Consider the following 24441-nt stretch of genomic DNA (forward strand, 5'->3'; position numbering starts at 1 on the left):
CACAGCAATCATGCGAAAACTCATCGTCCTCGCCAATGCACTGCTCAGCAAAGGCAGAAAATGGGTTCCATCCCTGCCTTGACCAACACGGATACTCTAGGCGATGAAGCGGCGGCTCAATGCGGGCCGAATCCGCCGTTCGAATGTCTGGTATAGCCGATATGCCGGTTATTGCATTCGTCATCTCGTCGCGGGCGCTTTCTGTCGTTTCGTGCTGGCATCCGGGCGTGGCATTGCTTATGCAGGGCGTTCATTCATCTGAGATCGGAAAACGACATGACCAAGAAACCCAAGCTCGAGCATTCGGAACTCGCGGGAGAGTTCACCGAGGACGGCGTGACTGTTTTGGTCGATATCTTCCGGCCGGCCGGGACCAACGGGGATTGGCGGATGGAAGTGGTGACGCAGGACGAGAGCCTGATCGAGTGGGAAGAGCCGTTCGCGACGGATCGCGATGCATTCGACGAATTCCTCGCGACGGTCGCCCGCGACGGCATCCGCACGTTTCTCGATGAGGAAGAGGGACCTTCGGTCCACTGATCGTAACGACCACGCGTCGGCGGTCGCCTCTCGGATTTGTTGATGTCGAAGCGCCCCGCGGTTGCGGGGCGCTTTCTTTTTGGCTGAGCGAGCGGTACCGCGCCCTCTGCGAGAACGCGGTTCGAGACGTTCGTAAAGCTCAGGTGCCGGAGAACTGGCGGGCGCGGGGGCCGGCCAGAGTCACCTGCCAGGCGCGCTTGTTGTTGAAGTTCTGCGTGGCCAGGAAGGTGTAGCCGGTGCTGCCCCACTGCTTGATGTTTCGGCTCAGATTGTCGAGCACATAGTCGCCCGAGCTCAGGCGGGCGATAAGGACAACGTGGTTGTTGCCGCCGTGATCGATGACCACCGACATTGCCAGCCGATTTGCAGGGAAACCGGCGTTGAGAAGCGTTTTCAGCTTCAGCAGCGCGTAATCCTCGCAATCACCCTTGTTGTTGATCGGCAGCGACCAGTACTCGGCCTTGCCCGTCGTAGCCGTGTCGTAGGCGGGCGTCACGCTGGAATTCACCTGCCTGTTGACGCTTTGCAGCAGCGATAGCGCCTCGTTCTCGTTCAACGGCTTGCCGCCCTTGTTCTGGCACAGCCAGGCGTAGCGCGCGCATGCAGAAGAGAAGCCAACGGGTGCACGAATGGACCGCGATGCCTGCAGTGTCGAACCGGCGAAGGTTTCTGTTGGAAGGAACGGCAGAAACGCAGCCAGGCTCAGAACTACTGCAAAGTATCGCATCAACTCATCCCTTTGGTTGAACGCCCATGTCCAGGCGATTTTTCCCGGCTGTATTGATTTGGTACGAATCTAACCGGCGATTGGTTAAGCGCATACTAATGGATTAAGGCCGAAACCGGGCCTACTCCTTCAATTTCAGATATTAGAAATGTATAAAATTCGAGGTTAACAAACGGTTACCTTGTGGAGGTGGTGACTATGGGCACGCGTATCTGGAAGATTTCTGCCGGGCTGGTTTTCATGCTTGCGGGAACAAGTTTTGCACATGCGCAGACGTTGAGGGTCGATTGCCGGACTGTGCGTCCCGGCTCGATCGAAGAGAGGTTGTGCGCACCTGTCATGTCGATCGAGTCGAATTTTCCGGCGCCGGATCACGTCGGCGACAACAACCGCGCCACCGGTCTGGCAAGCAACGGTGGCAGCAATAGCGCCGGTGGAAGCAATTCGGGTGGTGGCAGCTCCGGCGGCGGCGGCGGCGGGTCCGGCGGCGGTGACGGTGGTGGGTCCGGCGGCGGTGACGGGGGTGGCGATGGCGGCGGTGACGGCAGCGGCGGAGGCGGCTCAGGCGGCGGCTCCGGCGAGGATTGCGGCCCCGGTGGTGGTTTTGGCGGTGGCCCCGGCTGGGGCGGCGGCAGCCATGGCTGGAGCGGAGGGCCCGGTTGGGGCGGTGGCGGCTTCAGCGGTGGTTTTGGTGGCGGCAAGGGCAAGCGCTGAGTGGTCGTTCACACCAGATCACGTCTCTCGATGAAACGGAAAGAGCCCGGCGGCATGCCGGGCTCTTTGTTTTTGGCGATCAGCTGTCGCGTCAGAACTTGAAGCCGACGCCGACGGTCACGACATTCTGGTTGAAGTCGCTGTCGACGCCGAGCAGGTCCTTGCTGCCATAGTCGTTGTAGCGATATTCGGCGCGGCCGAAGATGTTGTCGGTGAAGGCGTAGTCGACACCAGCGCCCGCGGTCCAGCCGGAGAACATATGGTCGTCGCTGCCAGCCGGGCCGTCCACCTTACCGCGAGCCCCCGTCCAGCCGGCGGCGCCATAGATCAGGGCGTGGTCGATGGCATAGCCGACACGAGCGCGGACGGAGCCCGTGGTGTCGAACTTGTAGTCATTGCCACCGAAGGATTCCTCGTTCCAGTTATAGGACGCGTCGCCTTCGACGCCGAGCACGATATTGTTGTCGAGCTGCCAGTTGTAGCCGGCGAAGCCGGTGATCAGGCCGCCGTTCATGCTGCCGGAGCCGACGCCGGAGAAGTCGCCATCGCCCCAGCCACCTCCGCCCTGGGCACCCATGTAGAAGCCTTGCCACGTGAAGACGGGCGCGACCTGCGCCTCGGGCGCTGCGGGCGGTGCCTCGGTGATCATATCGGCGGCCGAAGCCGAGCCGGCAAGCAGAACCAGGGCCGCAGAGGCGGCTGCAATACGGATATTCATGATAATCCCTCTCCTATGACGGATCCAACCAACTCCAGAACACGACCGCGCGAGGCACGATCGCTGGATCACGGCGCATGCGGAGTTCAAAGGTGTGCGTCAGCGGGCGAATTGACCCGCACGATCCACGGGGCAAACGTCACCTCATGCGGAAAGGTTCCATCACGGTTTTCCGATGAGCTGCCTTAGCGCGGCAGCGCGAGCGTGGCGGTCAGCTTAAGGCGTTCGGTACTGCGGCCGTTGTCGATGAAGGAAAGGACCTCGGCTGATGGCATCGGCTTGCCAAAAAGGTAGCCCTGCCCGATATCGCAACCAAGCTGCAGCAAGTGGTTCAGCTGTCGATAGTCCTCGATGCCTTCGGCCGTCGTCTGGATATTGAGGCTGCGCCCAAGTGCGAGCATGGCGCGGACGATCTTCTCCTGCCTTTCGTCCTCTCCATAGGTGGCAATGAAGCTTCGGTCGATCTTGATCTTGTCGAAGCGGTAGCGGGCAAGCTGCGCGAGGCTGGAATAGCCGGTGCCGAAATCGTCGAGCGCGATCTTGACGCCGGCAGCGTGCAGTTCGTCCAGGATCAGCGCGGCGGCGTCGGGGTCCTGGATCAGCGCGTTCTCGGTGATCTCTATTTCCAGGCGGCTCGATGGCAGGCCATTGGTGGCGAGCACCCTGAGGATACGGGACGCCAGCAGCTTGTCTTCCATCTGCACCGGTGAAAGGTTGAAGGAGAGCATGATGCTATCGTCCCAATCAAGCGCGTCTCGACAGGCACGGGCGAGCAGATCCTCGAACAAGGCGGTGATCATGCCCGTCTCTTCGGCGATGCCGATGAAGACCATGGGCGGAATGGTCTCGCCGTCCTCGTTCGTCCAGCGCGCCAGCGCCTCGAAGCCGCAGACGCCGCCGGTCTTCAGATTGACCAGAGGCTGGTAGAAAGGGCGGATCGCCTTCTTCTGGATGGCGGCTCGGAGCTTGGCTTCGAGCGAGGCGCGCTTCGTCACCTTGTCCTGCATGGCGGGCTCGAACAGCATGTGGTGGTTCGGCCCGCGGGATTTCGCTTCGTACATGGCAAGGTCGGCGCGCTGGGCGGCCGCTTCGAGCGGTTCGCGATCCTGAGCCCAGCCGTCGTAACCGACGCTGGCGCCTACTTCCATGGCGAAGCCATCGATGTGAATGGGACGTGTCACGGCCTGGATCAGCAGCCGCGCGAAGCGCTCCGCCCGCGCGGCGTGCAGGCCGACGGCAACGATGACGAATTCATCGCCGCCGAAGCGGTAGACGCAATCGGCGTCTCCGATCGCGCAGATGCGCTTGGAAACCTCGATCAGCAAGGCATCGCCACCGCTGTGGCCGACGAGATCGTTGACCTTCTTGAATCCATCCAGATCGACGGAGAAGATGGTGACATCGGTCATGCGGCTCTCGCCGTCATCCTCGGATTTCGTCCAGCGCGGGACGACCTTGCGCTCGAAGGCGTATCGGTTCGGGAGTTTTGTCAGGTGATCGTGGGTGGCGGTCCAATCAGCCTTTGCCTGGGCGCTGACGCGCAGCTCCATCTCCTTGCGCAGGTCGACGATGCGCAGCGCGGAGTATACGAAGCTCATGGCGCCGCCGATGACGAGGGCGAAGGCTAGCTTGTCGGCGCCATAATCGCTGAAGGCCGATACGAAGGCGGCCAGCCAGTTGCCCAGATCCAATGTTATGCCAATGATCCAGAGCGTCACTCCCAACGCCAGAATCGACAGGCATTGCCGTCCAGCGCGACTCTGGAAAAATACCGGCATGCGTCACTCCATCTCCACCCGGGAGCCGATATATCATCGAAGTCTGAAGTGTTGGTTGAAGCGGATAGGCGATTTCTCGGTATGCGAGCCATATTTGCCTGAAAGAAAAGAGGCGAGCGGTGCGCCCGCTCGCCCTTAGAGCAATTCCGCTTTTCTTCGAATCGCGGAACAGCTCCAGTTTTTTGTTTTCATGCAATTCCGGACGAAAAACCGCTTTCGCACTTTTCCTGGAATTACTTCAGTCAGGATCTCATCAGCCAGGTGGCGCTGACGAGGAGGAGTAGAAACGTCACGGCGCTCATCATTCGCAACAGACGTGCGCGCCGCGTTCTCACCCCGCTCCAGTCGTAGGACATGCTTGGTCCTCCTTGAGTCAAGGATTGACGGCCCGGCAGAGCCAGGCAGCTCACATATGACGTGGCTTGCTTGCGTAAGGCTGGGCTAATTTAAAGTGTATAAATTTAGTTGTGCGCAACCTAGATGCGAAGGGACCAGCGCGTACCGTTGCTCGTCATTTGGAGCGTAGAGAGCGGTTCGGCATCCACGCGCCAAAAAGAGGCGGACGGCGCCCGAAGCGTAACAAGAATTGCGGCGCGCAGCACCGGGGCGTGGCTGATCGCCAGAACGTGGCCGCCAAGCGTCAGCTGGCCGTCCATCCATGCTTCGACGCGCGCGCAAAGCGTTGCGATGCTCTCGCCGCCATGTGGCGTGGCCTGCGGATCGCTCATCCATGCGGCGAGCTCGTTAGCCTCGATCTCGGCGATCGAGCGACCGGCCCAGCGGCCGTAGTCGCAGTCGGACAGTTCAGGTGTAACGACCGGATCAAGACCGAGTGCCTCTGCCGTCTGCCGGGCACGCAGGGCGGGGCTTGCGAAGACGCGGTCGGCGCGACGAAGACCGGGGGCAAGTGTCCGTGCCTCAACGGTCGCCTTCTCTTCCAGCGATTCGTCGAGCGGAAAGCGTGCCTGCCGGTTTGCCTCGGTGGCGCCGCTGCAGATCCAGGTGAGGCGCGTCATCACGGCGTCGTTCCTCGTGTTGGATTGGGGACAAGCGATTGGTTCGTGAAGCTTCGTTGACAGGCCGACCGTCACAGCTATAACGGTGATGTTGTGGGTTTGGAAGCCGGTGAAATTCCGGTGCGGTCGCGCCACTGTGACCAGGAAGAGGATACCTCGGACTGGAAGTCAGACCCTGCCACACACGAAAATTCTCGAGTGAACGCGTGATTCCAGGAGGAACATATGTCTGATACCACTTTCACACCCGTCGCCGTGCCGGCTCCCATCCCCGTTGGAGAGATTCTGCCCTGGGCGATCTTCGGCGGTCTGCTGATGCTCATCGCCATCTATTTCGTCGGCACCGAAGAAGGCGCGATGGCGCTCTTCAACGGCATGTACGTGCACGAGTTCGTGCATGACGGTCGGCACCTTCTCGGCTTTCCCTGCCACTAAGGGAGTTTGAGACATGGTTGGAAAACTTTTGCTCCGCGGCATGCTGGCGGGCCTGATCGCTGGCGTCCTGATGTTCGCCTTCGCGCACACGTTTGGTGAGCCACTGGTCGATCAGGCGATCGGTTTCGAGGAAGCCGCCGCGCAGGCTGCCGGCGAGGCGGCCGAACCCGAGCTGGTCAGCCGCACCACCCAGGCCGGCATCGGCCTGTTCACCGGCATCATGGCCTACAGCATCGCCGTCGGCGGTCTGTTCGCGCTGGTCTTCGCCTTCGTGCAGGGCCGGGTCAGCAGTCTCGGCGCCCGTGGCACATCAATGGTCATAGCGCTTGCGGCCTTCGTCTCGGTCGTCATCGTTCCGAATATCAAGTATCCGGCCAATCCGCCGGCGGTCGGCAGCCCGGATACGATCGGGGTCAGAACCGAACTGTTCTTCCTGATGATCGTCGTCGCCATAGCGGCGCTGATTGCGGCTGTGTCGCTGGGGCGCCGCCTTTCGCAGCGCTTCGGCGCGTGGAATGGCACCGTGGCGGCGGGGCTTGCCTATGTCGTCTTCATCGGTCTCGTGCAGTACCTGCTGCCCGCCATCAACGAAGTGCCGGAGAACTATCCGGCCATGCTGTTGTGGAACTTCCGGACGACGACAATCGGCATGCATGTGATCCTGTGGGCGGCCGTCGGCCTCGTCTTCGGCGTGTTTGCTGAGCGGCAGCTCGGCGTACCCGCCGGCGTTCGTCGCTCTGCTGCGCCCGTGCTGCACTGAACGGACAGGGAAGGCCCCGGTCATGCCGGGGTCTTTTATCGCGATGCGAGTTAGAACCCCAGTCTTCATCCTTTCCGTCATCCTGCCGCTTCTGGCGGCGGACAACGGCTTCGCGCATCAGCGCACATCAGGCGGTCCGCAGAGCGGTATCCCCATCCCCGAGATTTCGCATGGCGAGATGATCGTGATGGCGGAGAACCGGGACCGGATCATCGATCTCGCCGGGCGGGCGATCGATACCGACGAACCGTTCCGCCGTGTTCTCAACTATGCCCGGATCCAATATGCCTACTGTCTCTGGGGCCGGATGCCGGGCGGCGTCACCGACGAGGCGAGCCCGTTCAACGAGTGTTCGCACGCCTATCTCGCCGCCACCAAGGCCGTGCTGCTTGCGATGCGGGATATGCCAAGGGAGGCGGCCGCTGCCGGCGAGATCGTGTCGACCGTCGATAGCGCGATGGTGCTGCGCGGCCTTGCGCTGATCACCTGCCAGTTCAGCGGCGAGGCGTTCAATACCGCCGATACCATCCGACCGGACTGGAAAGCGGTACCCGGCCATCCTGCGAGCATGGCGACGCTGACAGGTCTTGCCGCTGTGGTGGGGGCCGGATTGTTCGGTCTGCGCGCCATCGGCCGGAAAGGCCAGACGTCTTTGGGATCGACAAGTAACAAGAGCTAGCTCTTGTCGCCCTCGCGGTCGAAGCGCATCGCCACCAGCATGGTCGCCAGATGCACGGTGTTCTTGGCGCCGTAACGTTCCTTCATGCGTTCCAGCCGATGCTCGACCGTGCGGTGCGAGATGCCGAGGTCAGCCGCGATCTCCTTGGCGGTGGCGCCTTCCGACAAGAGCTGAATGACGATCTCGTCGGTGGCGTCAAGCTTCGCCTGCCGGTGCGGCGGGTTGAACATGAAGCGGCCGTTCGAGATGCTGAGCAGCCAGGCCGACGAACCCTGATCGGTCTTCTGCGGCAGGATCAGCCTCTCATAGCCGACGCTGACGCCGAGCACCTTGGTCTTCACCATCTCCATCGCCGGCTTCTGGCTGGCGGTCACCTGGAGGTAGCGCGGGATCACCGCGGTCTCCATATAGTTGCGATCCTTGAAATCGCGGAGGCGCTGGTCGGCGAAGATCGAGTTGACGTTCAGGATGCGTGAATTGAAACCGGATGGGCGCACAACCTTCATGTGCCAGTCGAGCGGATCCTCGGCGTCGAGCAAGACCAAGGTCATTCGCATCTTGAGTGTCAGCAGATCCAGCACGTCGCGGTAGATGTCTTCCGGCGCGGCCGGTTCCTGAGCCGTGGTCAGCAACCAGGCATCCAGCATCCGCTGCGTGATCGTGTTGAAGGACGTATCGTTATTCATCAACCCATGCGCGACAAAAAAAGATGGTGCCGGACGAAGATGCTTTCTCCCGAGCTTCCCGGGAGATATCGAATTTTCATAGACTATAGCTTCTCGGAGTATATCGCTTTGCCGCCGTGCGAAAGAGTAAAAATGCAACTGTCGATAAATACTAGCCGGCCGCCTTGGTCGTCTCCATCGGCCATCTGGCCGGATTCCGGACAGTTGGCTTCGTGATTTAAAACTGCAGCCTATGGTCGTGGCGACGTTTCGTCAGGTCAGGTTCTTCAGATAGAGCGACAGCAGCTGGGTCTGCGAGGATATGCCGAGCTTGCGGTAGACGTTGCGGCGGTGAACCTTCACGGTTCCGGTGGAAATGCCGAGCTTCAGGCCGATGGATTCGGAGGAATGCCCCTGCAGGACGAGGTCGACGATGGCTGTCTCGCGGCTGGTGAGATTGAGGTCCCGCCAGACGGTATCGGCCGGCTGCAGCGCGCTGTTCGACGCGCTGTGCTTTCGGCCGGTGCGACCGCGTGACGTCAGTTGCGCGTCGAAGCGGCGACCGAGGCCCGACCAGTAGTGCCGGACCATGCTTGATATCAGCGGCTCGGCCTTCTTCAGCAAGGCGAAATCGGCTGCGGCCAGGGGGCCGGTCTCCTCGCGGCGCATCAGAGAGAGCACGATGGTGATGTCGTCGTCGGTGGCGATGAAGAAGCCGATCTCCTCGGCAAGGCCGGTCTGAACGTAATAGGTCCGGTAGTATTCGCTCGAGAAGAAACGGTCCGGCGCCAATTCGCGCATGCGGAAGACGCCCGTCCGGCGGGCGCCGGCGGTGTGATAGAACGGATCGAGCAGATACGGGCCGGCCTGGTAAAGGGTGACGAAGATGATGTGCTCCTTCTTGTCGAAGGTGCTGTAGAGGTCGATGGGACGCTCGTTGCCGCGATAGGCGAAGACGACGACATAATCGAAGCGCACGAGGGACGCCATCATCTGGCGGAAGACGTCGCCGAACTCGGCGTCGCTCATCGCGGGCACGCCGACGGTGGCATTGAAGGCCTGGAACAGACCCTCCAGATTCGTGCTCATTCCCGCACCTCCCGCTCGCCGTCGCGCGGCATTCCGCGCATCCCCGGTATATACCTTCCATGAAGCTAATTGGTCGAAAATACCTCTCTCGGGGTATATACCGTCCGGGAGGCCGAGGCATAGTCTTTCCGCAACGACGGTGGCAAAAGGCAGCGAAGACTGCCGCCAAACCAACCGCAGGGAACAGACGTGGCATCCGCTTCGACGAACGATATCGAATTCCGTTCGGTCACCAAGAATTATGGCTTCGTGACCGCCGTAACGGACATCAACCTCAATGTGCCGAAGGGCGCCTTCCTGGCCCTTCTGGGCCCTTCCGGCTGCGGCAAGACGACCTGCCTGCGCATGATCGGCGGCTTCGAGCAGCCGAGCCAGGGCACCGTGCTGATCGACGGCCGCGAGATGAACGGCGTGCCGGCCTATCGCCGCCCGGTCAACATGGTGTTCCAGCATTACGCGCTGTTTCCGCATTTCAACGTGGAGCAGAACGTCGCCTATGGCCTGAAGCAGATGCGGCCGAAGATCGCCGCCGCGGAGATTGCCCGGCGCGTCGGCGAAGCGCTGGAGATGGTCCGGCTCGGCGGTTTCGCCAAGCGCCGCATCCACGAGATGTCGGGCGGCCAGCAGCAGCGCGTGGCGCTGGCGCGCGCGATCGTCAACCGGCCCTCGGTGCTGCTCCTCGACGAACCGCTGGCCGCACTCGACAAGAAGCTGCGCTCGGCCATGCAGATCGAACTGCAGACGCTGCAGCGTGAGCTTGGCATCACCTTCGTTCTCGTGACCCACGACCAGGAAGAAGCGCTGTCCATGGCCGATGTCGTCTGCGTGATGAGCGCCGGGCGCATTCGCCAGCTGGGATCGCCGCAGGAGGTCTATGACCGCCCGGCGGACCTGTTCGTCGCCGATTTCGTCGGCAAGACCAACCGCGTCGATGCGCGCATGGAAGCCGATGGTGCGACGCTCCGGCTCGCTGATGGTTCGGCGATCGCGGCCGTCGAGCGCCAGCGCGTGGCGCCGGGCGAGGCGATCGTCGCGATCCGACCCGAGGCGATCCGCCTGACACGGGCGCAGGCGTCGGACGCGGCAAGCTTCAAGGGCACGGTCACGCACCGCATCTTCCTCGGCTCATCGGCCGAATACGCGGTCACGGTGCCCGGGCTTGGCGACTTCCTGGTTACGGCCGACCGACGCGGCATGGCCGAGAGCGATCTGGTGGAGCCCGGCGAGACCGTCTTCCTCGGTTTCGATCCTGCCGGCGCGCATGTGTTTTCAGCCTCGAGTGCAGCATAAAATCAAAACAAGGGAACAGCATCATGAGCAAGGACTACAAGGATAATCTCCCCATTTCCGCCGAAGGCTTCATGGACGAGTTCATGCGCCTGAAGCGCGGCTCGGTCAGCCGCCGCCACTTCCTCGGCATCACCGGTCTCGGTCTCGCGACCGCCGTGATGTCGCGCTTCCCCGGCGCGCTGTCGACGCCCGCCTATGCCGCCGAGGATCTCGGCACGCAGATGTCGATCGCCACCTGGCCGAATTACCACGATCCGGCGACCTTCGAGAACTTCAAGGCCGCAACCGGCGTCGCCGTCGAGGTCAACGTGTTCGGTTCGAACGAGGAAATGCTGGCCAAGCTGCAGGCCGGCGCGTCCGGCTGGTCGCTGTTCGTGCCGACCAACTACACGATCTCGACCCACCACAAGCTCGGCCTGATCGACGAGCTCGATCTGTCGAAGATCCCGAATTTCAGTCAGACCACGCAGAACCCGCGCTTCACCAAGGAAGGCCAGATCGACGGCAAGACCTATGCGGTGCCGAAGAACTGGGGCACGACCGGCTTTGCCGTGAACACCTCGAAGATCAAGGCGAAGCCGGCAAGCTGGAAGGATTTCTTCGAGCTCGCGCAGACGGAAGCCGACGGTCGCGCCATGGTGCACGATTATCAGCTGACGACGATCGGCAGCGCGCTGGTCTCGCTCGGCTACGGCTTCAACTCGATCAAGGCCGACGAACTGGCGAAGGCCGAGGAGCTGCTGATCAAGGTCAAGCCGCACCTCTTCGCGATCAACAGCGACTATCAACCGGCGATGCGCGCCACCGACGCATGGATGACCATGTGCTGGACCAACGACGGCGCGCAGCTCAACCGCGACGTTCCAGAGATCGACTACGTTCTCGGCAAGGACGGCGGCGAGATCTGGACGGACTATTACGCGATCCCGAAGGATGCGCCGAACAAGGCGGCCGGCTACGCGCTGCTCAACTACCTGATGGATCCGGCGAACGCCGCCAAGGAGCACATCGCCAATGGCGCGCCCGCCACCGACAGCCGCGTCATTTCGCTGCTGCCGAAGGAGATCACCTCGAACAAGATCGTCTATCCGGACGAGGCATCGCTGACGCCGCTGGAATTCGGCGCTGCCGTGACGCTGACGGATCCGGGCCGCGCCGAGCTGATGGCGCGCTTCAAGTCGGCCTGACGACCGCCAGGGCACGCCACCCAGGGGGAGGCGTGCCCTGCATCCATTTCGACCGCTCCTTCCGCAATCCGCTTTCTGGACCAAGATGACCCTGACACCGGACACAAAGAAACGTCTCGTCACCGCCGCGCTGGTCGCGCCGGCGAGCGCCTGGCTGTTCATCTTCCTGGTGCTGCCGTTCATCGCCATCGTGGTGTTTTCGTTCGGCGAGCGGGCGCCGGAGGGCGGGTACCAGGCGGCCTTCACCTTCGCGCAGTTCGCCAATCTCGGATCGCGCGCCGCGGCGTTCAAGAACACGCTGGTGCTGGCGCCGATCGGCGCCTTCGCCTGCCTGCTGGTCGCCTATCCCGTGGCCTATTATCTGGCCGTGAAGGCGAATCCGGCGCATCGGTTGCTGCTGGTATCGCTGGTGGTGGTGCCGTTCTGGACCAGCCTGCTCGTGCGTACCTATGCCTGGATGTATATTCTGGGCGCGCGCGGCATTCCGCACCTGCTCGAATTCGTCGGTATCGAGAATGTCAGGTTGCTGAACACGCCGGGCGCGGTGCTGCTCGGCATCGTCTACGGCTACCTGCCGCTGATGATCATGCCGATCTATGTCAGCCTGGAAAAGCTGGACCGGCGGCTGCTGGAGGCATCGGCCGATCTCGGCGCCAGGCCACTTTCGACCTTCTTCGGCATCACACTGCCGCTGTCGCTGCCGGGCGTCATGACCGGGGTCGCGCTGGTGACGATCCTGCTGCTCGGCGAATACCTCATTCCGCAGCTGCTTGGCGGCGGCAAGGTCTTCTTCATCGGCAATGCGCTGGTCGATCTTTTCCTGCAATCGCGCAACTGGCCGTTCGGCTCGGCGATCGCGGTCACGCTCGTCGTCGTCGTCGTTTTCGTGCTTCTGGTCGCCATGCGCATCGCCTGGCGTGTCGCGGGCACCCGCCAGGTGGATCTCGTCTGATGCGCGCCCTCGTTACCGCAGTCTACCTGTTCCTCTACACGCCGATCGCGCTGGTCGTGCTGTTCTCCTTCAATGCCGGGCGCAACGCGTCCGATTTCACCGGCTTTTCCACGCAGTGGTACGGCAAGGCGCTCTCCAACACCTTCCTGATGGAGGCGTTGCAGAACAGCCTCATCATCGCGTTCACCAGCGCCGGTCTGGCGGCGCTGTTCGGAACGATGGCGGCGATCGGTATGGAGCGGCTGGGGACGCGGACACGCGCCGTGTTCGACGGCCTGTTTGCGGCAGCGATCGTGGTGCCGGGCGTGGTCATCGGCATCGCAACGCTGGTGGCGCTGGTCGAGGTGTTCGGCTTCGTCAATCCGATGCTCGCTGCCATCTGGCCGGGCGAGCAGCCGCCGAAGCTCGCGCTTGGCTATGGCTCGATCATCGCCGCGCACGGGCTCTTTACGATGGCGTTGGTGGCGATGATCGTGAAGGCGCGGATCGCAAGTCTCGGGCGCGACATCGTCGAGGCGTCGAGCGATCTCTACGCCACGCCGTTCACCACCTTCCGGCAGATCGTGCTGCCTCAGATCCTGCCGTCGATCCTCGCCGGTTTCCTGCTGGCCTTCACCTTCTCCTTCGACGATTTCATCATCGCCTTCTTCGTCGCCGGCTCGAACACGACGCTGCCGATCTACGTCTTCGCATCGATCCGCCGTGGCGTGACGCCTGAAATCAATGCGATCGCCACCATGGTGCTGATCGCCTCGCTCGCGATGATCCTCATCGCCCGCTTCCTGATGCGTGAGAAAACAACAACAAACTGAATGGGAAACACCATGCTCCTTGAAAATCGCGTCGCAATCGTCACGGGAGCGGGCTCCGGCATCGGACAGGCCGGGGCGCTGATCATGGCGAAAGAGGGCGCCCATGTCGTCGTCGCCGATATCGACTTCATCAATGCCGACGAGACGGTCAACCGTATCCACGCGGCCGGCGGCAGCGCCGAGAGCCTCGTTCTCGACGTTACCGACGACCGGGCGCTGGAGGCGGGGATATCGGCGGTCGCCGCCCGCCACGGCCGCATCGATATCCTGCACAATCACGCCGGCGCGCAGGTGGCGGGCGATCTGGAACAGGTGGCCGTCGATGGCTTCGACCGTTCGTGGAGCCTCAACGTCCGGGCGCATTTCATGGCGGCGCGTCTCGTCATGCCTGTCATGAAAAAGGCGGGCAAGGGTGTCATTCTCAACACCTCGTCTTCGTCGGGCGTGCTCTACGACCGCGAAATGATCGCCTACACGACCAGCAAGCATGCGGTCATCGCCATGACGCGGCAGATGGCGGGCGACTACGCGAAGTATGGCATCCGGGTGAACGCGCTCTGCCCGGGCTGGGTCGATACGCCGTTCAACGATCCCTTCATCGCCCAGATGGGCGGACGCGACGCGATCGAAGCCTATATCGCGGAGAAAGTGCCGCTCGGGCGGTGGGCGGATGTCTCCGAGATCGCCGAACCGATCCTGTTTCTGGTCTCGGACCGGTCCTCCTACATGACCGGGCAGATCCTCGTTGTCGATGGCGGCGAGACGGTGGTCTGACGCCGCCCCGGCTTCGCAAAGGTTGAATTTTCCGGCTGCTTGGCCGATAAGGATCGTCAACGGGCGCCGTTCTGGCGCCCGCTTGCATTTACAGGACATCCAGGCTCATGCCCATTCCCGCCCGGATCGAAGACGATCTCCCCTTCCTGACATCTCTCAGACGCGACCTCCACGCGCATCCCGAGCTCGGCTTCGAGGAAGAGCGCACCAGCGCCATCGTCGCCAGACTACTGGAAGAGGCCGGAATCACCGTTCATCGCGGGCTCGGCGGTACCGGCGTGGTCGGCACGCTGCAGGTGGGCAACGGCACGCGCCGCATCGGGCTCCGCGCCGACATGGATGCGCTCGCCATGCCGGAGATCGCCGATCGTCCCTACAAGTCGACCGTTCAGGGCAAGATGCATGCCTGCGGCCATGACGGGCACACGACGATGCTGCTCGGCGCCGCCCGGCATCTCGCGGCCACGCGCGGCTTTTCCGGCACGGTGCACTTCATCTTCCAGCCGGCCGAAGAGGGACGCGGCGGGGCGAAGCGGATGGTGGAGGAGGGGCTGTTCGATCTCTTCCCCTGCGACGCCGTCTACGGGCTGCACAACATGCCGGGCCTTGCCGTCGACGAGATGGCGGTCGTCGCCGGGCCGCAGCTTGCCTCCTCCGACAGCTGGCGCGTCACCTTCCGGGGAACCGGCACGCATGGCGCCAAGCCGCATCTCGGCCGCGACCCGATCACCGCCACCGGCACCTTCCTTTCGTCGCTGCAGACCATCGTCGGCCGCGTCGTCGATCCGCTGCAGCCGGCCGTCGTCAGCGCCTGCTCGCTGCAGGCGGGCGATCCAAAGGCACTCAACGTCATCCCTGATATCGTCGAGATCGGCGGCACGGCGCGCGCCTATTCGCCTGACGTCCGCGACCAGCTGGAACGAGAAATCGGCCGGCTGGCGGCGGGCACCGCATCGATGTTCGGTATTGCCGCCGAATACGGCTTCGAACGGCGCATTCCGCCTGTCGTCAACGATGTGGATGCGACGGAACGTGCGCTTGCCGCCGCCGCCGAGGTGTTCGGCGAGAAGGTCGTGACCCGCTTTCCACCATCGACGGCCGGCGACGATTTCGCCTTCTTCGGGCAGCAGGCGCCGGGGTGTTACGTCTGGCTCGGCAACGGTCCGGCGGTTGACGGCGCGCTGCATCACAACACGGCTTATGATTTCAACGATGCGGCGATCGGGCCGGGCGTGGCGTTCTGGACCATGCTGGTGGAGCGGGAGTTGGCTGCGGGGTGAGGGCATCGATTACGCGCCCATGATCGGCCACGACGCGGGCGCAATTTAATGTCGCGAGCGACAAATATCGTTTTGCAATCAGCGCTTTGTTCGAAACCCGCGTCCCCCTTCATCCCCGTCGTCCGGTGTCGCTGCACAATGGCCATGTCATCGGACAGGGAGCCGGGTTCGCGAACCGGTAACGCCAAGTTTGGTATCCGGCGTTCGGTGATGGTTGCGAGAGGTGGATCGAAGGCTTTCAGGGCCTGATATCCATCCGGCAAGGAAAGGCCGAGAGACGCTCCTGTCGGCCCTGACGAACCGGAAACCTCGAAGCGATCGGGCAGGTGGAACGCCTGATACCCATACCAACGATACAATGCCGCCTGCCCATTCCCATTCTTCTGCCGACCGTCGCCGGGCCTTGCTCGGGCGCGGGGTTTTGTGGTGCGCGCCTAGCACCAAGTGTCCACTCGCGTCGAGCAAGCGGGACCCTCGGCAGATCCTCGGGACGAGCCCGAGGATGACGATGGAGTGAGGGGCCGCCGCCAGTAACCTATTGAAGTAATGAAGTAATCAACATTCTCGGCGTCATCCTCGGGCTTGTCCCGAGGATCTAAGCACGTAGCCACGATTGCAACGGTAATGGCGCGGAATCTGGCGCCGACCAGCCCTACAAAACCTCAATCACCGGCGTCTCCATCACCCGTCCCGTCAGCACATCCGCTATCCCGCGATCCGTCTGGTGCGGGCCGAGGTTGCAGGCGAGGGTGGCGCCGAAGCAGGCCTTGAAGACGAGGTAGGGTGGCCGCCAGTCGACGACGTCTTCCATGGCGCGGCGGATGGCGCGGAAGGTTTCGGCCGTTTGTTCGAGCGGGGCCTCGCTGACTAGGCCGGAGAGGGGGAGCGGCAGGAGCACCTTGATCTCGCCGTCCTGCACGACAGCCATGCCGCCGCCGGCCGCAATCACGGCGTTGGCGGCGATGGTCATGTCCTCGACATTGCCGCCGAAGGTGGTGAGGTTGTGGCTGTCGTGCGAAACCGTGGTGCAGAAGGCGCCGCGCCATGTGCTCCAGCCGGTGAGGAAGCCGATGCGCGGGCGGGCGTCGACCTTGCCGTGGCGGTGGATGACCGAGATCATCGCGCTGCCTTCGGGCGGCACGACGTAACCGTCGACAACAGCGGTTTCGGTTTCGGCCCATTGGGTGAAGCGCGGGCGATCGATGGTGGCGACGCGGACGCGGCTGCCGTCGGAGGAGATGCGGAAGTCGTTCTCGGTCAGCACCGAAAGCTTGACGGAGTGCTGTAGCGGCGCGCTATCGACGGCCGGCAGGTCGATCGCCATCTTGCCGTCGCGGGAGACAAGGCGGCCGTTTGCGAAGACGGCGGATGTTTCGAACTCGGTGAAATCCCTGAACAGCACGATATCGGCGCGGCGGCCGGCGGCGATGAGGCCGAGATCGGGGCGGAGCAGGCGCTGGGCGGCGTTGAAGGTCGCGGCGCGCAGCGCCCATTCGGGCTTCATGCCGTAGCTGACCAGACGCCGCACGACATCGTCGAGGCCGCCGCAATAGAAAAGTTCGTCGGGGAAGACGTCGTCGGTGCAGAGCGTCACGGTCGAGGGCAGGTGGCCGATACCATCAAGCGCCGCCACGAATTCGCGCAGCAGGTGATCGTGCGAGCCGCGCAGCTCGATCGTCAGGCCGGCCGCGAGCTTGCGCAGGAGATCTTCGGCCGAGGTTAGCTCGTGGTCGGAGGTGACGCCTGCCGCCATGAAGGCGTTGAGGTCGGCGCCCTCCAGGCCGCGGGCGTGGCCGCAGACGAGCTTGCCGGATAGAAGGCCTGCATTGACGATCCCGGTCATACGGGGATCGCCGTCGATGACCCCGCGCATGTTCATGACTTCGGCAACGCCGCCGATCTCGGGCCGACGCAGCAGTTCCGATATGACGGAGGCATCAACATCCGCGCCCGCGACCTCGAGGCCGGGGGCCGAGGGCACGCAGGAGGGGGCAAGCAGGATGGTGCGCAGCGGCAGGCCGCGCGTCGCCTCGATCGCCCAGCGGACGCCATCGATACCGTGGACATTGCCGAATTCGTGTGGGTCCCAGACGACAGTCGTGACGCCGCGCGGCAGGACGGCGGCGGCGTAGGCCGATGGGGTCACCATCGAGCTTTCGATGTGCATGTGGGTGTCGATCAGGCCGGGTGCGATGATGCTGCCACGGGCGTCGATCGTTTCGCTCGCGTCCTTGCGGCTCTGCGGCGCGTGGACGCTTGCGATCAGCGGGCCGACGAGGCCGATATCGGCGTCACGGATGAGGCCGGTGACGACGTCGAGCAGCTGCCCGCCCGTGATCAGGATATCGAAGGGCGCGTCGCCCCGGGCGGCGGCAACGGCGCGGGCGCGCAGGGAGGGATCGTTGAGGTCCATCGGTTCCCGTGAGGTCATCGGGCGGCCTCCTTGGCGAGCGCGCCGAGGATCATCGCGCGGGCGGCGGCGGCGTCGATATCGGTGGCGTAGTGGGCATTGGGTGCCGCGCGTGCAGCGCGGGTCTCGACCACGGTGCGGCCGCGCGTCAGGCTACCCTGCAACTCGACGTCAATGCGGGCGGGGTGGAAGGTCACGAGATCGGGGGCAGCGAAGGCCACGGCGGCGCATGGGTCGTAGATCGCCATGCCCAAGCGGCCACGGCTGGTGCCGATGGTGATATAGCCGTCGAGGAAATCGGCCAGCATCTCGGCATTGGCGCCGCCGGCCGTACGGATCGGGGCGACGTCATCAGGGAGGGCGATGACCTTGCGGCAGAGGTCGAGATCGACCATGCGCAGCGGCAGGCCGGAGGCGATGACGATCGCCAGTGCCTCCGGGTCGGCCAGTGCGTTGAACTCGGCGGATGCGGTGTGGTTGCCAGCCGTGACGCCGCCGCCCATCCAGGTGAGCTCGGTGATGCGGGCGGCGAGATCGGGGCGGGCAAAGGCAAGTGCTGCGATGTTGGTGAGAGGGCCGAGCGCGAGGATACGATGCGGACCGTCCTGTTCGAGCCAGCGGCAGAGCGCGGTGAAGGCGTCGCTTTCGGGGAGGGCGGCAGCGTCGGGCAAGGTCTTTCCGGCGGTCGGGATTCCCGTTTCGCCGAGGATCGCCTGGGCGGTCTCGATCTCGCCGAGAACGGCGGAAGCGCGGCCGGAGTGGATCGGGAAGGTCCAGCCGAAGGCCTTTGCGGCGCCAGCGGCGTTGGCGCGCACCTGCGGCAGCGGCGTGTTGCCGAAGACCAGCGAGATGCCCTCAATATCGAGCTTGGCCTCCGCCACCACCAGAATGGCGGCGATGTCGTCGAAGCCCATGTCGGTGTCGATCCAGACGCCCATGATATTACCTGTAGCGAGAGAGTGGAGCAGCGGTCGCGATCGGCAGATCGAAGGCAAGCGTGGTGCCGATCGCGTGGCTCGGCTCGATGGCGTCGACTTCGGCCTTGATCGGGCCGAGCGGGGTATCGAGCAGGTATTCCCTGACGTTTCCGGCAAAGGAGGTTCCGCGCACGGTGCCCTGGAAAGGACCTGAACCAAGGATCACCATGCGCGGACGCCAGGCCAAGCCTTTTGCGGGCATTGGCACTGGAGATTGTTGAGCCTGAATTTGCGGCGCTGGGGCGGCAAGCTCGACGAGTCCGTCCGGCGTCGCGAGCTTGCCGTTCTCAAGCGCGAAGACGTTTTCGAAGCCGACGAAATCGGCGACGAAGGCCGAGACGGGCTTGTTGTAGATGTCTTCCGGCGTGCCGATCTGCTCGATGCCGCCATCAAGCATCACCACGATCCGGTCGGCGAGTGCCAGCGCCTCGATCTGGTCGTGGGTGACGAAGATCATGGTGACGCCGGTTTCCTTCTGGACGCGCTGCAACTCGGCGCGCATTTCCAGACGCAGGCGGGCGTCGAGGTTGGAGAGCGGCTCATCGAGGAGGAGCACCTTCGGTTCCATCACCATCGAGCGGGCGAGCGCCACGCGCTGCTGCTGGCCGCCGGAAAGTTCGCCCGGCTTGCGCGCGGCGAAACTGGCGAGGCCGACGGATTTGATGCCCGCTGAAACCTTGCTGTCCAGATCCTGGCCGCTGACGCCCTTGAGGCGCAGGCCGAAGGCGACGTTTTCGTAGACCGTCAGATGCGGGAACAGCGCGTAGGACTGGAAGACCAGGCCGACATTGCGCTTGTTGGCGGAGACGCGGGTGATGTCGTTGCCGTCAAGCGTGATGCGGCCGGAGGCCGGGTTGAGCAGGCCGGCGATGGAGCGCATCGTCGTCGTCTTGCCGCATCCGGAGGGGCCGAGGAGGGCGACGAGCTCGCCTTTCCTGATCGTAAGATCGAGATCCTTCACCGCGACCGTATCGCCGTAGGCAAGCGTCAGCTTGTCGAGTTGCAGATAGGTGTCAGACATAGCGAGAGAACCCCAGGAAGCGTTCGGCAAGGAAGACGATGCCGATGGACAGAAAGGCGAGCAGCGCCGAAAGGGCGGCGATCGACGGGTCGTAGGTGGTTTCCATGTAGCCCAGCATGTCGATCGGCAGCGTGCGGACGCCGGGACCGGACAGGAAGAGCGAGACGGGCACCTGGTTGAAGCTGGTGACGAAGCCGAGGATGAAGGCGGCGAGGATGCCGCCGCGAATGTTCGGCATCACCACGCGGAAGAATGCGCCCGCGCGCGACGAGCCGAGGAGGACGGCCGCTTCCTCGATATCGGAACGCAGGTTGTTGAGGCTGGCGGAGACGACGCGCACGGCATAGGGGAGTACCAGTGCGGTGTGCGCGAAGAAGAGCGCCAGCGTGATGTTGAAGCCGAAGGGGACGACGAGATAGCGCAGCAGCGCCAGGCCGACGATGATGCCGGGCACGATGATCGGCAGGGAGACGATGGTGCGGATGGTCTCTCCGCCCGGCAGCTTGTAGCGCGACAGGGCGTAGGCGGCGGGGATGCCGAGGATGAGGGCTGCCAGCGTGCCGCCAACGGCCAAGAGCATCGACATGGCGAAGCTGTCGCGGAAGCTCTCGATGGTGAAGACCTTGGCGACCCATTTGAGGGAGAGGCCCTGCGGCGGGAAGGCGAGCGTATCGCCGGCAGAGAGCGAGGCGGCGATGATGATGAGGAAGGGGCCGATCAGGAAGATCAGCAGCAGACCGAGCACGAAGGGGGAGAGGATGCGGGATGTCATCGCTTGTTCCTCGCCGTTTTGTTCCGGGCGGTTGCCAGCCTTTTCAGCAGGATGTTGGCGGCGAAGCTCATGACGATCAGCATGAAGGCGATGACGCTGGCGGCGACGAAGTCGTTGGCGACCGAGACCTGCTGGTAGAGCAGGGTTTCCAGCATCAGCACCTTGGAGCCGCCGAGCACGGCGGGGGTGATATAGGCGGTGAGCGATCCGGTGAAGACGAGCGTGCCGCCGACGACGAGGCCTTCGCGGGTGAGAGGGAGGATCACCTTCCAGAAGACCTGAAACCAGTTGGCGCCAAGCACGCGGGCGGCCGGGATGGCGTCCTTCGGCATGTTTTCGAGCGCGCTGATCAGGGAGAGGATCATCAGCGGCAGGAAGAGCTGTAGCAGGCCGATGAAGACGGCGGTCTCGGTGAAGAGCAGGCGCAGCGGGCTGTCGCTCAGGCCGAGGCCGGTGATTGCCTGGTTGACGATGCCGGTGCGGCCGAGGATGACGATCCAGGCATAGGTGCGGGCAACCGGCGAGATCATCAGCGGAAGGGTGATGAGGCCGATCATCCGGCCTTTGCCGCTGGGCGGCAGGTTGACGATGGCAAAGGCCGCCGCATAGCCGATGACGGCGGAGACGATCGTCACCTCGAGGCCGAGCTTGAAGGTGCGCAGGAAGACCGTGCGGTTCAGCGATTCCGAGAAGAAGCCGGTATAGGCGCTGAGTGTCCAGCCGCCGTCGATGTGAAATCCTTCGGAGAGAAGGATGACGACGGGCAGCAGGAAGACCAGCGCGGCGAACAGGGCCGCGGGCAGGGCAAGCGCCAGGGCTTCCGTGCGGTTTTGAAACATGAGGCGTCTTTCAGAGCAATCGCATAAGGCGGCGCCGGCCGGGGCCGGAGCCGTTCTCGGTGTCTATCGACCGTTACTGGCCGACCGTGTCGTTCCAATCCTTCAGCCAGCCGGCGCGGTTGTCGAGGGCGGCGGCCGACGGGATGAGCTTGAGGTTCTTGATAGTGTCCTCGCCGTAGGTGAGGTTGTTGGCGGCTTCGTCGGAGACCTTCACCTCCTTGTTGGCGGGGCTGTCGACCAGTTTTTCGGCGAGCTTGGTCTGGATCTCGGTGGAGAGCCAGAAATTCATGAACTGCAGCGCGAGATCCTGGTTCTTCGAGCCCTTGGTCATGACCATGACGTTCATGCCGCCGGTCTGGCCTTCCTTGGGCGTTGCCCAGGCAACGGGCACGTCGAGCTTGGTGAAGCCGGCCCAGGAGAAGCGGCCGATCGGGGCTGCCCAGATTTCCTCCTGCTGCATCAGCTGCACCAGCTGTGAGGACTTCTCGTAGAAGGTGACGATGTCGTCCTTCTTTTCGCCGACGGCTTCGATCGGCGCCTTCAGGTCCGGCGTGTCCTTGCCGAGTGCGAGGCCGAGCATGTAAAGCGCCGGCGGGCCCTGGTTGGTGGTGACATTCGGGAAGGCGACGTGGCCGACATATTCAGGCTTCAAAAGGTCGGCCCAGCTCTCGATCTTCATCTTGTCGGAACGGTAGGCGATGGAGGTGGCGTAGAAGGTGTAGCCGACGCTCATGCCGTCGCCGTTCGGGTCCTTGGCGATGTCGTAGAGCTTGTCGAAGTTGGTGAGCTTCGACGTGTCGATCTTGTCGATCAGGCCCTTGCGGGTCGCCGACAGCGCGTCGGCCATGGAGACGACGGCCATGTCGACCACCGGGTTGGCCTTGTTGGCTTCCATCTTGGCGAGGCGCTCGACGCTGTTGCCGGTTTCGACCACCAGCTTGCAGCCGCACTTGGCTTCGAAGGGGTCGTAGACGATCGACTTGAAGTCATCCTGCGCGAAGGCGTAGACGGAGATGGTGAGCGTCTTTTCCTGGGCGCTGGCGGCGATGGGAGAGAGCGCCAGAACTGCCGCGGAGGCGATGAGGGCATGCTTCATGTCAGTTTGTCTCCGTCTATAAAGGGTCCGCAAGGGCCGATGGCCCGGATGATTGGCGTGCGATCAGGCGCATGGGGACGCGGTCGGCGTCCGCGGTGACAAGGATGCCTTCGCGACTGCCCATGGTCTGGATGGTTCTGACCAGCGAGGATATGGCGATCGTGGCGATGGTTCCCATGTCCATGGCGACGGTGGTCAGGGCGGGCGTGACGACAGGCGACCAGATCAGGTCGTCGAAACCGGTGACGCTTGCCGTGGCCGGCACGTCGATGCCGTCGCGCTGAAGTTCGGTCAGCGCTCGCAGCGCCTGCAGGTCGGACAGCGCGGCAAAGGCGGTAAAGCCTTCCTTGACCTTTTCCTTGAGGCCAAGCGGACAGCCGTCGCCACGATCCCGTTCCAGGCGCTCGATCCACAGGGTGGCGGAACTCATGCCGGCGCGGAGGCCGGATCGGATGCCGCCGGCGCGGTCGTTCTGGACGTTGGATCCGGGATTGTTGCCGATGATGAGGATGCGCTTGTGGCCGAGTTCGGCGAGATGATCCGCAATGGCGCGGCCGCCCTGTATATGATCGGCGGCGACCGTGTTGCCCGGGGTGGAGGCCGTATCGATGACGGCTACGGGACAGCTGGCGGCAGAGATGCGCGTTCCGCGGCGCGGCACGATCACCATGCCCTCGACGCCGCGCTCGATCAGGCGGTTGATGGCCTCGGTCTGCGCGCCGACGCTCCCGCGTGAGTCGGCGATGAGGACGCCATAGCCGGCCGTGGTCGCGGCGAACTCGATTGCCTGGGCGAGTTTGGGGAAGAGGGGGTTTGCGATGTCGGGCAGCACGAGGCCGAGGACGCCGCTTCGGCCCGTGCGCAATGCGCGCCCAGCCTGGCTTGGAACGTAGCCGAGCGATGCCGCGTGTTCCTTGATCCGCTCGGCCAATTGTTCGGAAACGCGGCCCTTGCCCGACAGGGCGTTCGATACGGTAGCAACGGAAACGCCGAGCGACGTCGCTATCCTGCTCAGATTGGGTCCGGATCTCGCTGGCGGCATGAGTTTTGGCACGCATAGATTAATCGTTTAATCATTGCGTATATCACGGCGAGGACATTGTCGAATCGAATTTCGCCGCTGCCCCCATTTGTCCGCGTCCGGCCAAGCCCGTGGCATAAAAAACCCCGCGAGTGCGGGGTTCTTCAGTCTTCGCAATTTTAGCTCGCCTTCGGCGGCGCAACGGTGGGCTTGCCGTCTGGCGTATATCCGCCGCCGATGGCGACGTTGAGGGAGACGTAGTCCCTTGCCATCTGCTGGACGGCGGCTGCCAGGCTTGCCTGGGCGAGCGAGACCTGGCGCTGGGCGTCGAGAACGTCGAGCAGCGAGGAGGCACCGTCCTTGTAGCTGGCGGTCGACAGTTCCAGCGTTTCCTGGGTGGTCTTCACCTGGGCGCGGAGTGCCGCCACCGTCTGGGCGTCGCGGCGAACGGCCGACAGCGCGTTTTCGACTTCTTCCACCGCTTCCAGAACCGTCTGCTTCCAGGCGAGGTACTGGGTCTTGGCGGTCGACTTGGAGATGTCGACATTGGCGCGCAGGCGGCCGCCGTCGAAGATCGGCAGGGTCAGCGTCGGGCCGAAGGACCAGCTCGCCATGCTGCTGCTGCTCAGGCCGGCCCGGTTGGTCAGGGACGGCGAGATCGAGCCCGACAGCGTGATCGTCGGATAAAGCTGGCTGATGGCGACGCCGATATCGGCGGTGGCGGCGGCGAGATTGCGCTCGGCGACGCGAATGTCGGGGCGGTTGCGGATCAGGTCGGCGGGAACGCCGGATTTGATGCCGCCGCGGAAGATCGGCTGCGAGGAGCCGCGCAGCAGCTCACCGACCATCGAGCCGGCCGGCTTGCCGAGCAGGGTGGCGATGTGGTGGG

Annotated in this window: 25 protein-coding genes; 11 read left to right on the forward strand and 14 right to left on the reverse strand. The window is 63.7% G+C overall.

The window, feature by feature from the left end:
• Positions 1-276 precede the first annotated feature (276 nt).
• Positions 277-540: a hypothetical protein gene (locus QTL95_RS09370; protein ID WP_289719711.1), complete on the forward strand. Its 264-nt coding sequence runs from the start codon at positions 277-279 to the stop codon at positions 538-540.
• Between the two features lie 139 nt (positions 541-679).
• Here QTL95_RS09370 and QTL95_RS09375 read toward each other — a convergent pair whose 3' ends face one another.
• A complete protein-coding gene (locus QTL95_RS09375; RefSeq protein WP_289719712.1) occupies positions 680-1267 on the reverse strand; it encodes a transglutaminase-like cysteine peptidase in 588 nt (195 codons plus the stop codon).
• A gap of 198 nt (positions 1268-1465) precedes the next feature.
• On the opposite strand from QTL95_RS09375, the gene QTL95_RS09380 reads away from it, so the two are divergent.
• A complete protein-coding gene (locus QTL95_RS09380; RefSeq protein WP_289719713.1) occupies positions 1466-1981 on the forward strand; it encodes a hypothetical protein in 516 nt (171 codons plus the stop codon).
• A gap of 91 nt (positions 1982-2072) precedes the next feature.
• Here the strand turns inward: QTL95_RS09380 and QTL95_RS09385 are convergent, their stop codons facing one another.
• From QTL95_RS09385 to QTL95_RS09395, 3 genes are all read right to left on the reverse strand, one after another.
• Positions 2073-2693, reverse strand: coding sequence for an outer membrane protein (locus tag QTL95_RS09385; protein ID WP_442981277.1), 621 nt, complete (start codon positions 2691-2693; stop codon positions 2073-2075).
• Between the two features lie 191 nt (positions 2694-2884).
• Positions 2885-4477 carry a putative bifunctional diguanylate cyclase/phosphodiesterase gene (locus QTL95_RS09390; protein WP_289719715.1) on the reverse strand — a complete coding sequence of 531 codons (1593 nt, stop codon included), beginning with the start codon at positions 4475-4477 and terminating at the stop codon, positions 2885-2887.
• A 476-nt stretch (positions 4478-4953) separates the two neighbouring features.
• Positions 4954-5496 (reverse strand): histidine phosphatase family protein, encoded by a 543-nt coding sequence (locus tag QTL95_RS09395; protein ID WP_289719716.1) that lies wholly within the window; start codon positions 5494-5496, stop codon positions 4954-4956.
• Positions 5497-5718: 222 nt separating this feature from the next.
• Between QTL95_RS09395 and QTL95_RS09400 the strand changes: the two genes are divergently transcribed.
• From QTL95_RS09400 to QTL95_RS09410, 3 genes are read left to right on the forward strand one after another with little or no spacing between them, the layout of a single operon-like run.
• Positions 5719-5928, forward strand: coding sequence for a CbtB domain-containing protein (locus tag QTL95_RS09400; protein WP_064822664.1), 210 nt, complete (start codon positions 5719-5721; stop codon positions 5926-5928).
• Between the two features lie 13 nt (positions 5929-5941).
• Positions 5942-6688 (forward strand): CbtA family protein, encoded by a 747-nt coding sequence (locus QTL95_RS09405; RefSeq protein ID WP_289719717.1) that lies wholly within the window; start codon positions 5942-5944, stop codon positions 6686-6688.
• Between the two features lie 43 nt (positions 6689-6731).
• Entirely contained in the window at positions 6732-7367 is a 636-nt protein-coding gene (locus QTL95_RS09410) for a hypothetical protein (protein ID WP_289719718.1), read from the forward strand.
• Here the strand turns inward: QTL95_RS09410 and QTL95_RS09415 are convergent.
• Positions 7364-8053, reverse strand: a complete 690-nt coding sequence (locus tag QTL95_RS09415) for a response regulator transcription factor (protein ID WP_289719719.1) — start codon at positions 8051-8053, stop codon at positions 7364-7366. The two genes, QTL95_RS09410 and QTL95_RS09415, sit on opposite strands and share 4 nt — an antisense overlap.
• Positions 8054-8305: 252 nt before the next feature.
• Positions 8306-9121 carry a helix-turn-helix transcriptional regulator gene (locus tag QTL95_RS09420; RefSeq protein ID WP_289719720.1) on the reverse strand — a complete coding sequence of 272 codons (816 nt, stop codon included), beginning with the start codon at positions 9119-9121 and terminating at the stop codon, positions 8306-8308.
• A gap of 189 nt (positions 9122-9310) precedes the next feature.
• On the opposite strand from QTL95_RS09420, the gene QTL95_RS09425 reads away from it, so the two are divergent.
• The 6 genes from QTL95_RS09425 to QTL95_RS09450 all read left to right on the forward strand — a co-directional run bounded on the left by QTL95_RS09425 (position 9311) and on the right by QTL95_RS09450 (position 15416).
• Positions 9311-10411 (forward strand): ABC transporter ATP-binding protein, encoded by a 1101-nt coding sequence (locus tag QTL95_RS09425; RefSeq protein ID WP_289719721.1) that lies wholly within the window; start codon positions 9311-9313, stop codon positions 10409-10411.
• Positions 10412-10434: 23 nt separating this feature from the next.
• On the forward strand, positions 10435-11598 hold the full coding sequence (locus tag QTL95_RS09430) for an ABC transporter substrate-binding protein (protein WP_289719722.1): 1164 nt from the start codon (positions 10435-10437) through the stop codon (positions 11596-11598).
• Between the two features lie 85 nt (positions 11599-11683).
• Positions 11684-12550 (forward strand): ABC transporter permease, encoded by an 867-nt coding sequence (locus QTL95_RS09435; RefSeq protein ID WP_289719723.1) that lies wholly within the window; start codon positions 11684-11686, stop codon positions 12548-12550.
• Positions 12550-13362, forward strand: coding sequence for an ABC transporter permease (locus QTL95_RS09440; protein WP_289719724.1), 813 nt, complete (start codon positions 12550-12552; stop codon positions 13360-13362). Before QTL95_RS09435 ends, QTL95_RS09440 begins: the two co-directional genes overlap by 1 nt.
• A 12-nt stretch (positions 13363-13374) precedes the next feature.
• Entirely contained in the window at positions 13375-14136 is a 762-nt protein-coding gene (locus tag QTL95_RS09445; protein WP_289719725.1) for an SDR family NAD(P)-dependent oxidoreductase, read from the forward strand.
• A gap of 107 nt (positions 14137-14243) precedes the next feature.
• On the forward strand, positions 14244-15416 hold the full coding sequence (locus QTL95_RS09450; protein ID WP_289719726.1) for a M20 aminoacylase family protein: 1173 nt from the start codon (positions 14244-14246) through the stop codon (positions 15414-15416).
• Positions 15417-16068: 652 nt separating this feature from the next.
• On the opposite strand, the gene QTL95_RS09455 is transcribed toward QTL95_RS09450, so the two are convergent.
• From QTL95_RS09455 to QTL95_RS09490, 8 genes are all read right to left on the reverse strand, one after another.
• On the reverse strand, positions 16069-17847 hold the full coding sequence (locus QTL95_RS09455; RefSeq protein WP_289719727.1) for an adenine deaminase: 1779 nt from the start codon (positions 17845-17847) through the stop codon (positions 16069-16071).
• Positions 17844-18764, reverse strand: a complete 921-nt coding sequence (locus QTL95_RS09460) for a nucleoside hydrolase (protein WP_289719728.1) — start codon at positions 18762-18764, stop codon at positions 17844-17846. The genes QTL95_RS09455 and QTL95_RS09460 overlap by 4 nt, the downstream gene beginning before the upstream one ends.
• A gap of 4 nt (positions 18765-18768) precedes the next feature.
• Positions 18769-19824, reverse strand: coding sequence for an ABC transporter ATP-binding protein (locus QTL95_RS09465; RefSeq protein WP_289719729.1), 1056 nt, complete (start codon positions 19822-19824; stop codon positions 18769-18771).
• On the reverse strand, positions 19817-20596 hold the full coding sequence (locus QTL95_RS09470) for an ABC transporter permease (protein ID WP_289719731.1): 780 nt from the start codon (positions 20594-20596) through the stop codon (positions 19817-19819). Before QTL95_RS09470 ends, QTL95_RS09465 begins: the two co-directional genes overlap by 8 nt.
• Entirely contained in the window at positions 20593-21435 is an 843-nt protein-coding gene (locus tag QTL95_RS09475) for an ABC transporter permease (protein ID WP_289719733.1), read from the reverse strand. Before QTL95_RS09475 ends, QTL95_RS09470 begins: the two co-directional genes overlap by 4 nt.
• 73 nt (positions 21436-21508) lie before the next feature.
• Positions 21509-22531, reverse strand: a complete 1023-nt coding sequence (locus QTL95_RS09480) for an ABC transporter substrate-binding protein (RefSeq protein ID WP_289719734.1) — start codon at positions 22529-22531, stop codon at positions 21509-21511.
• Positions 22532-22547: 16 nt separating this feature from the next.
• Positions 22548-23573, reverse strand: coding sequence for a LacI family DNA-binding transcriptional regulator (locus QTL95_RS09485; RefSeq protein ID WP_289719735.1), 1026 nt, complete (start codon positions 23571-23573; stop codon positions 22548-22550).
• A 158-nt stretch (positions 23574-23731) separates the two neighbouring features.
• A partial coding sequence (locus tag QTL95_RS09490; RefSeq protein ID WP_289719599.1) for an efflux transporter outer membrane subunit occupies positions 23732-24441 on the reverse strand: 710 nt, incomplete at its 5' end.

This window comes from Rhizobium sp. S152 (assembly GCF_030380735.1).
GTDB lineage: Bacteria > Pseudomonadota > Alphaproteobacteria > Rhizobiales > Rhizobiaceae > Rhizobium.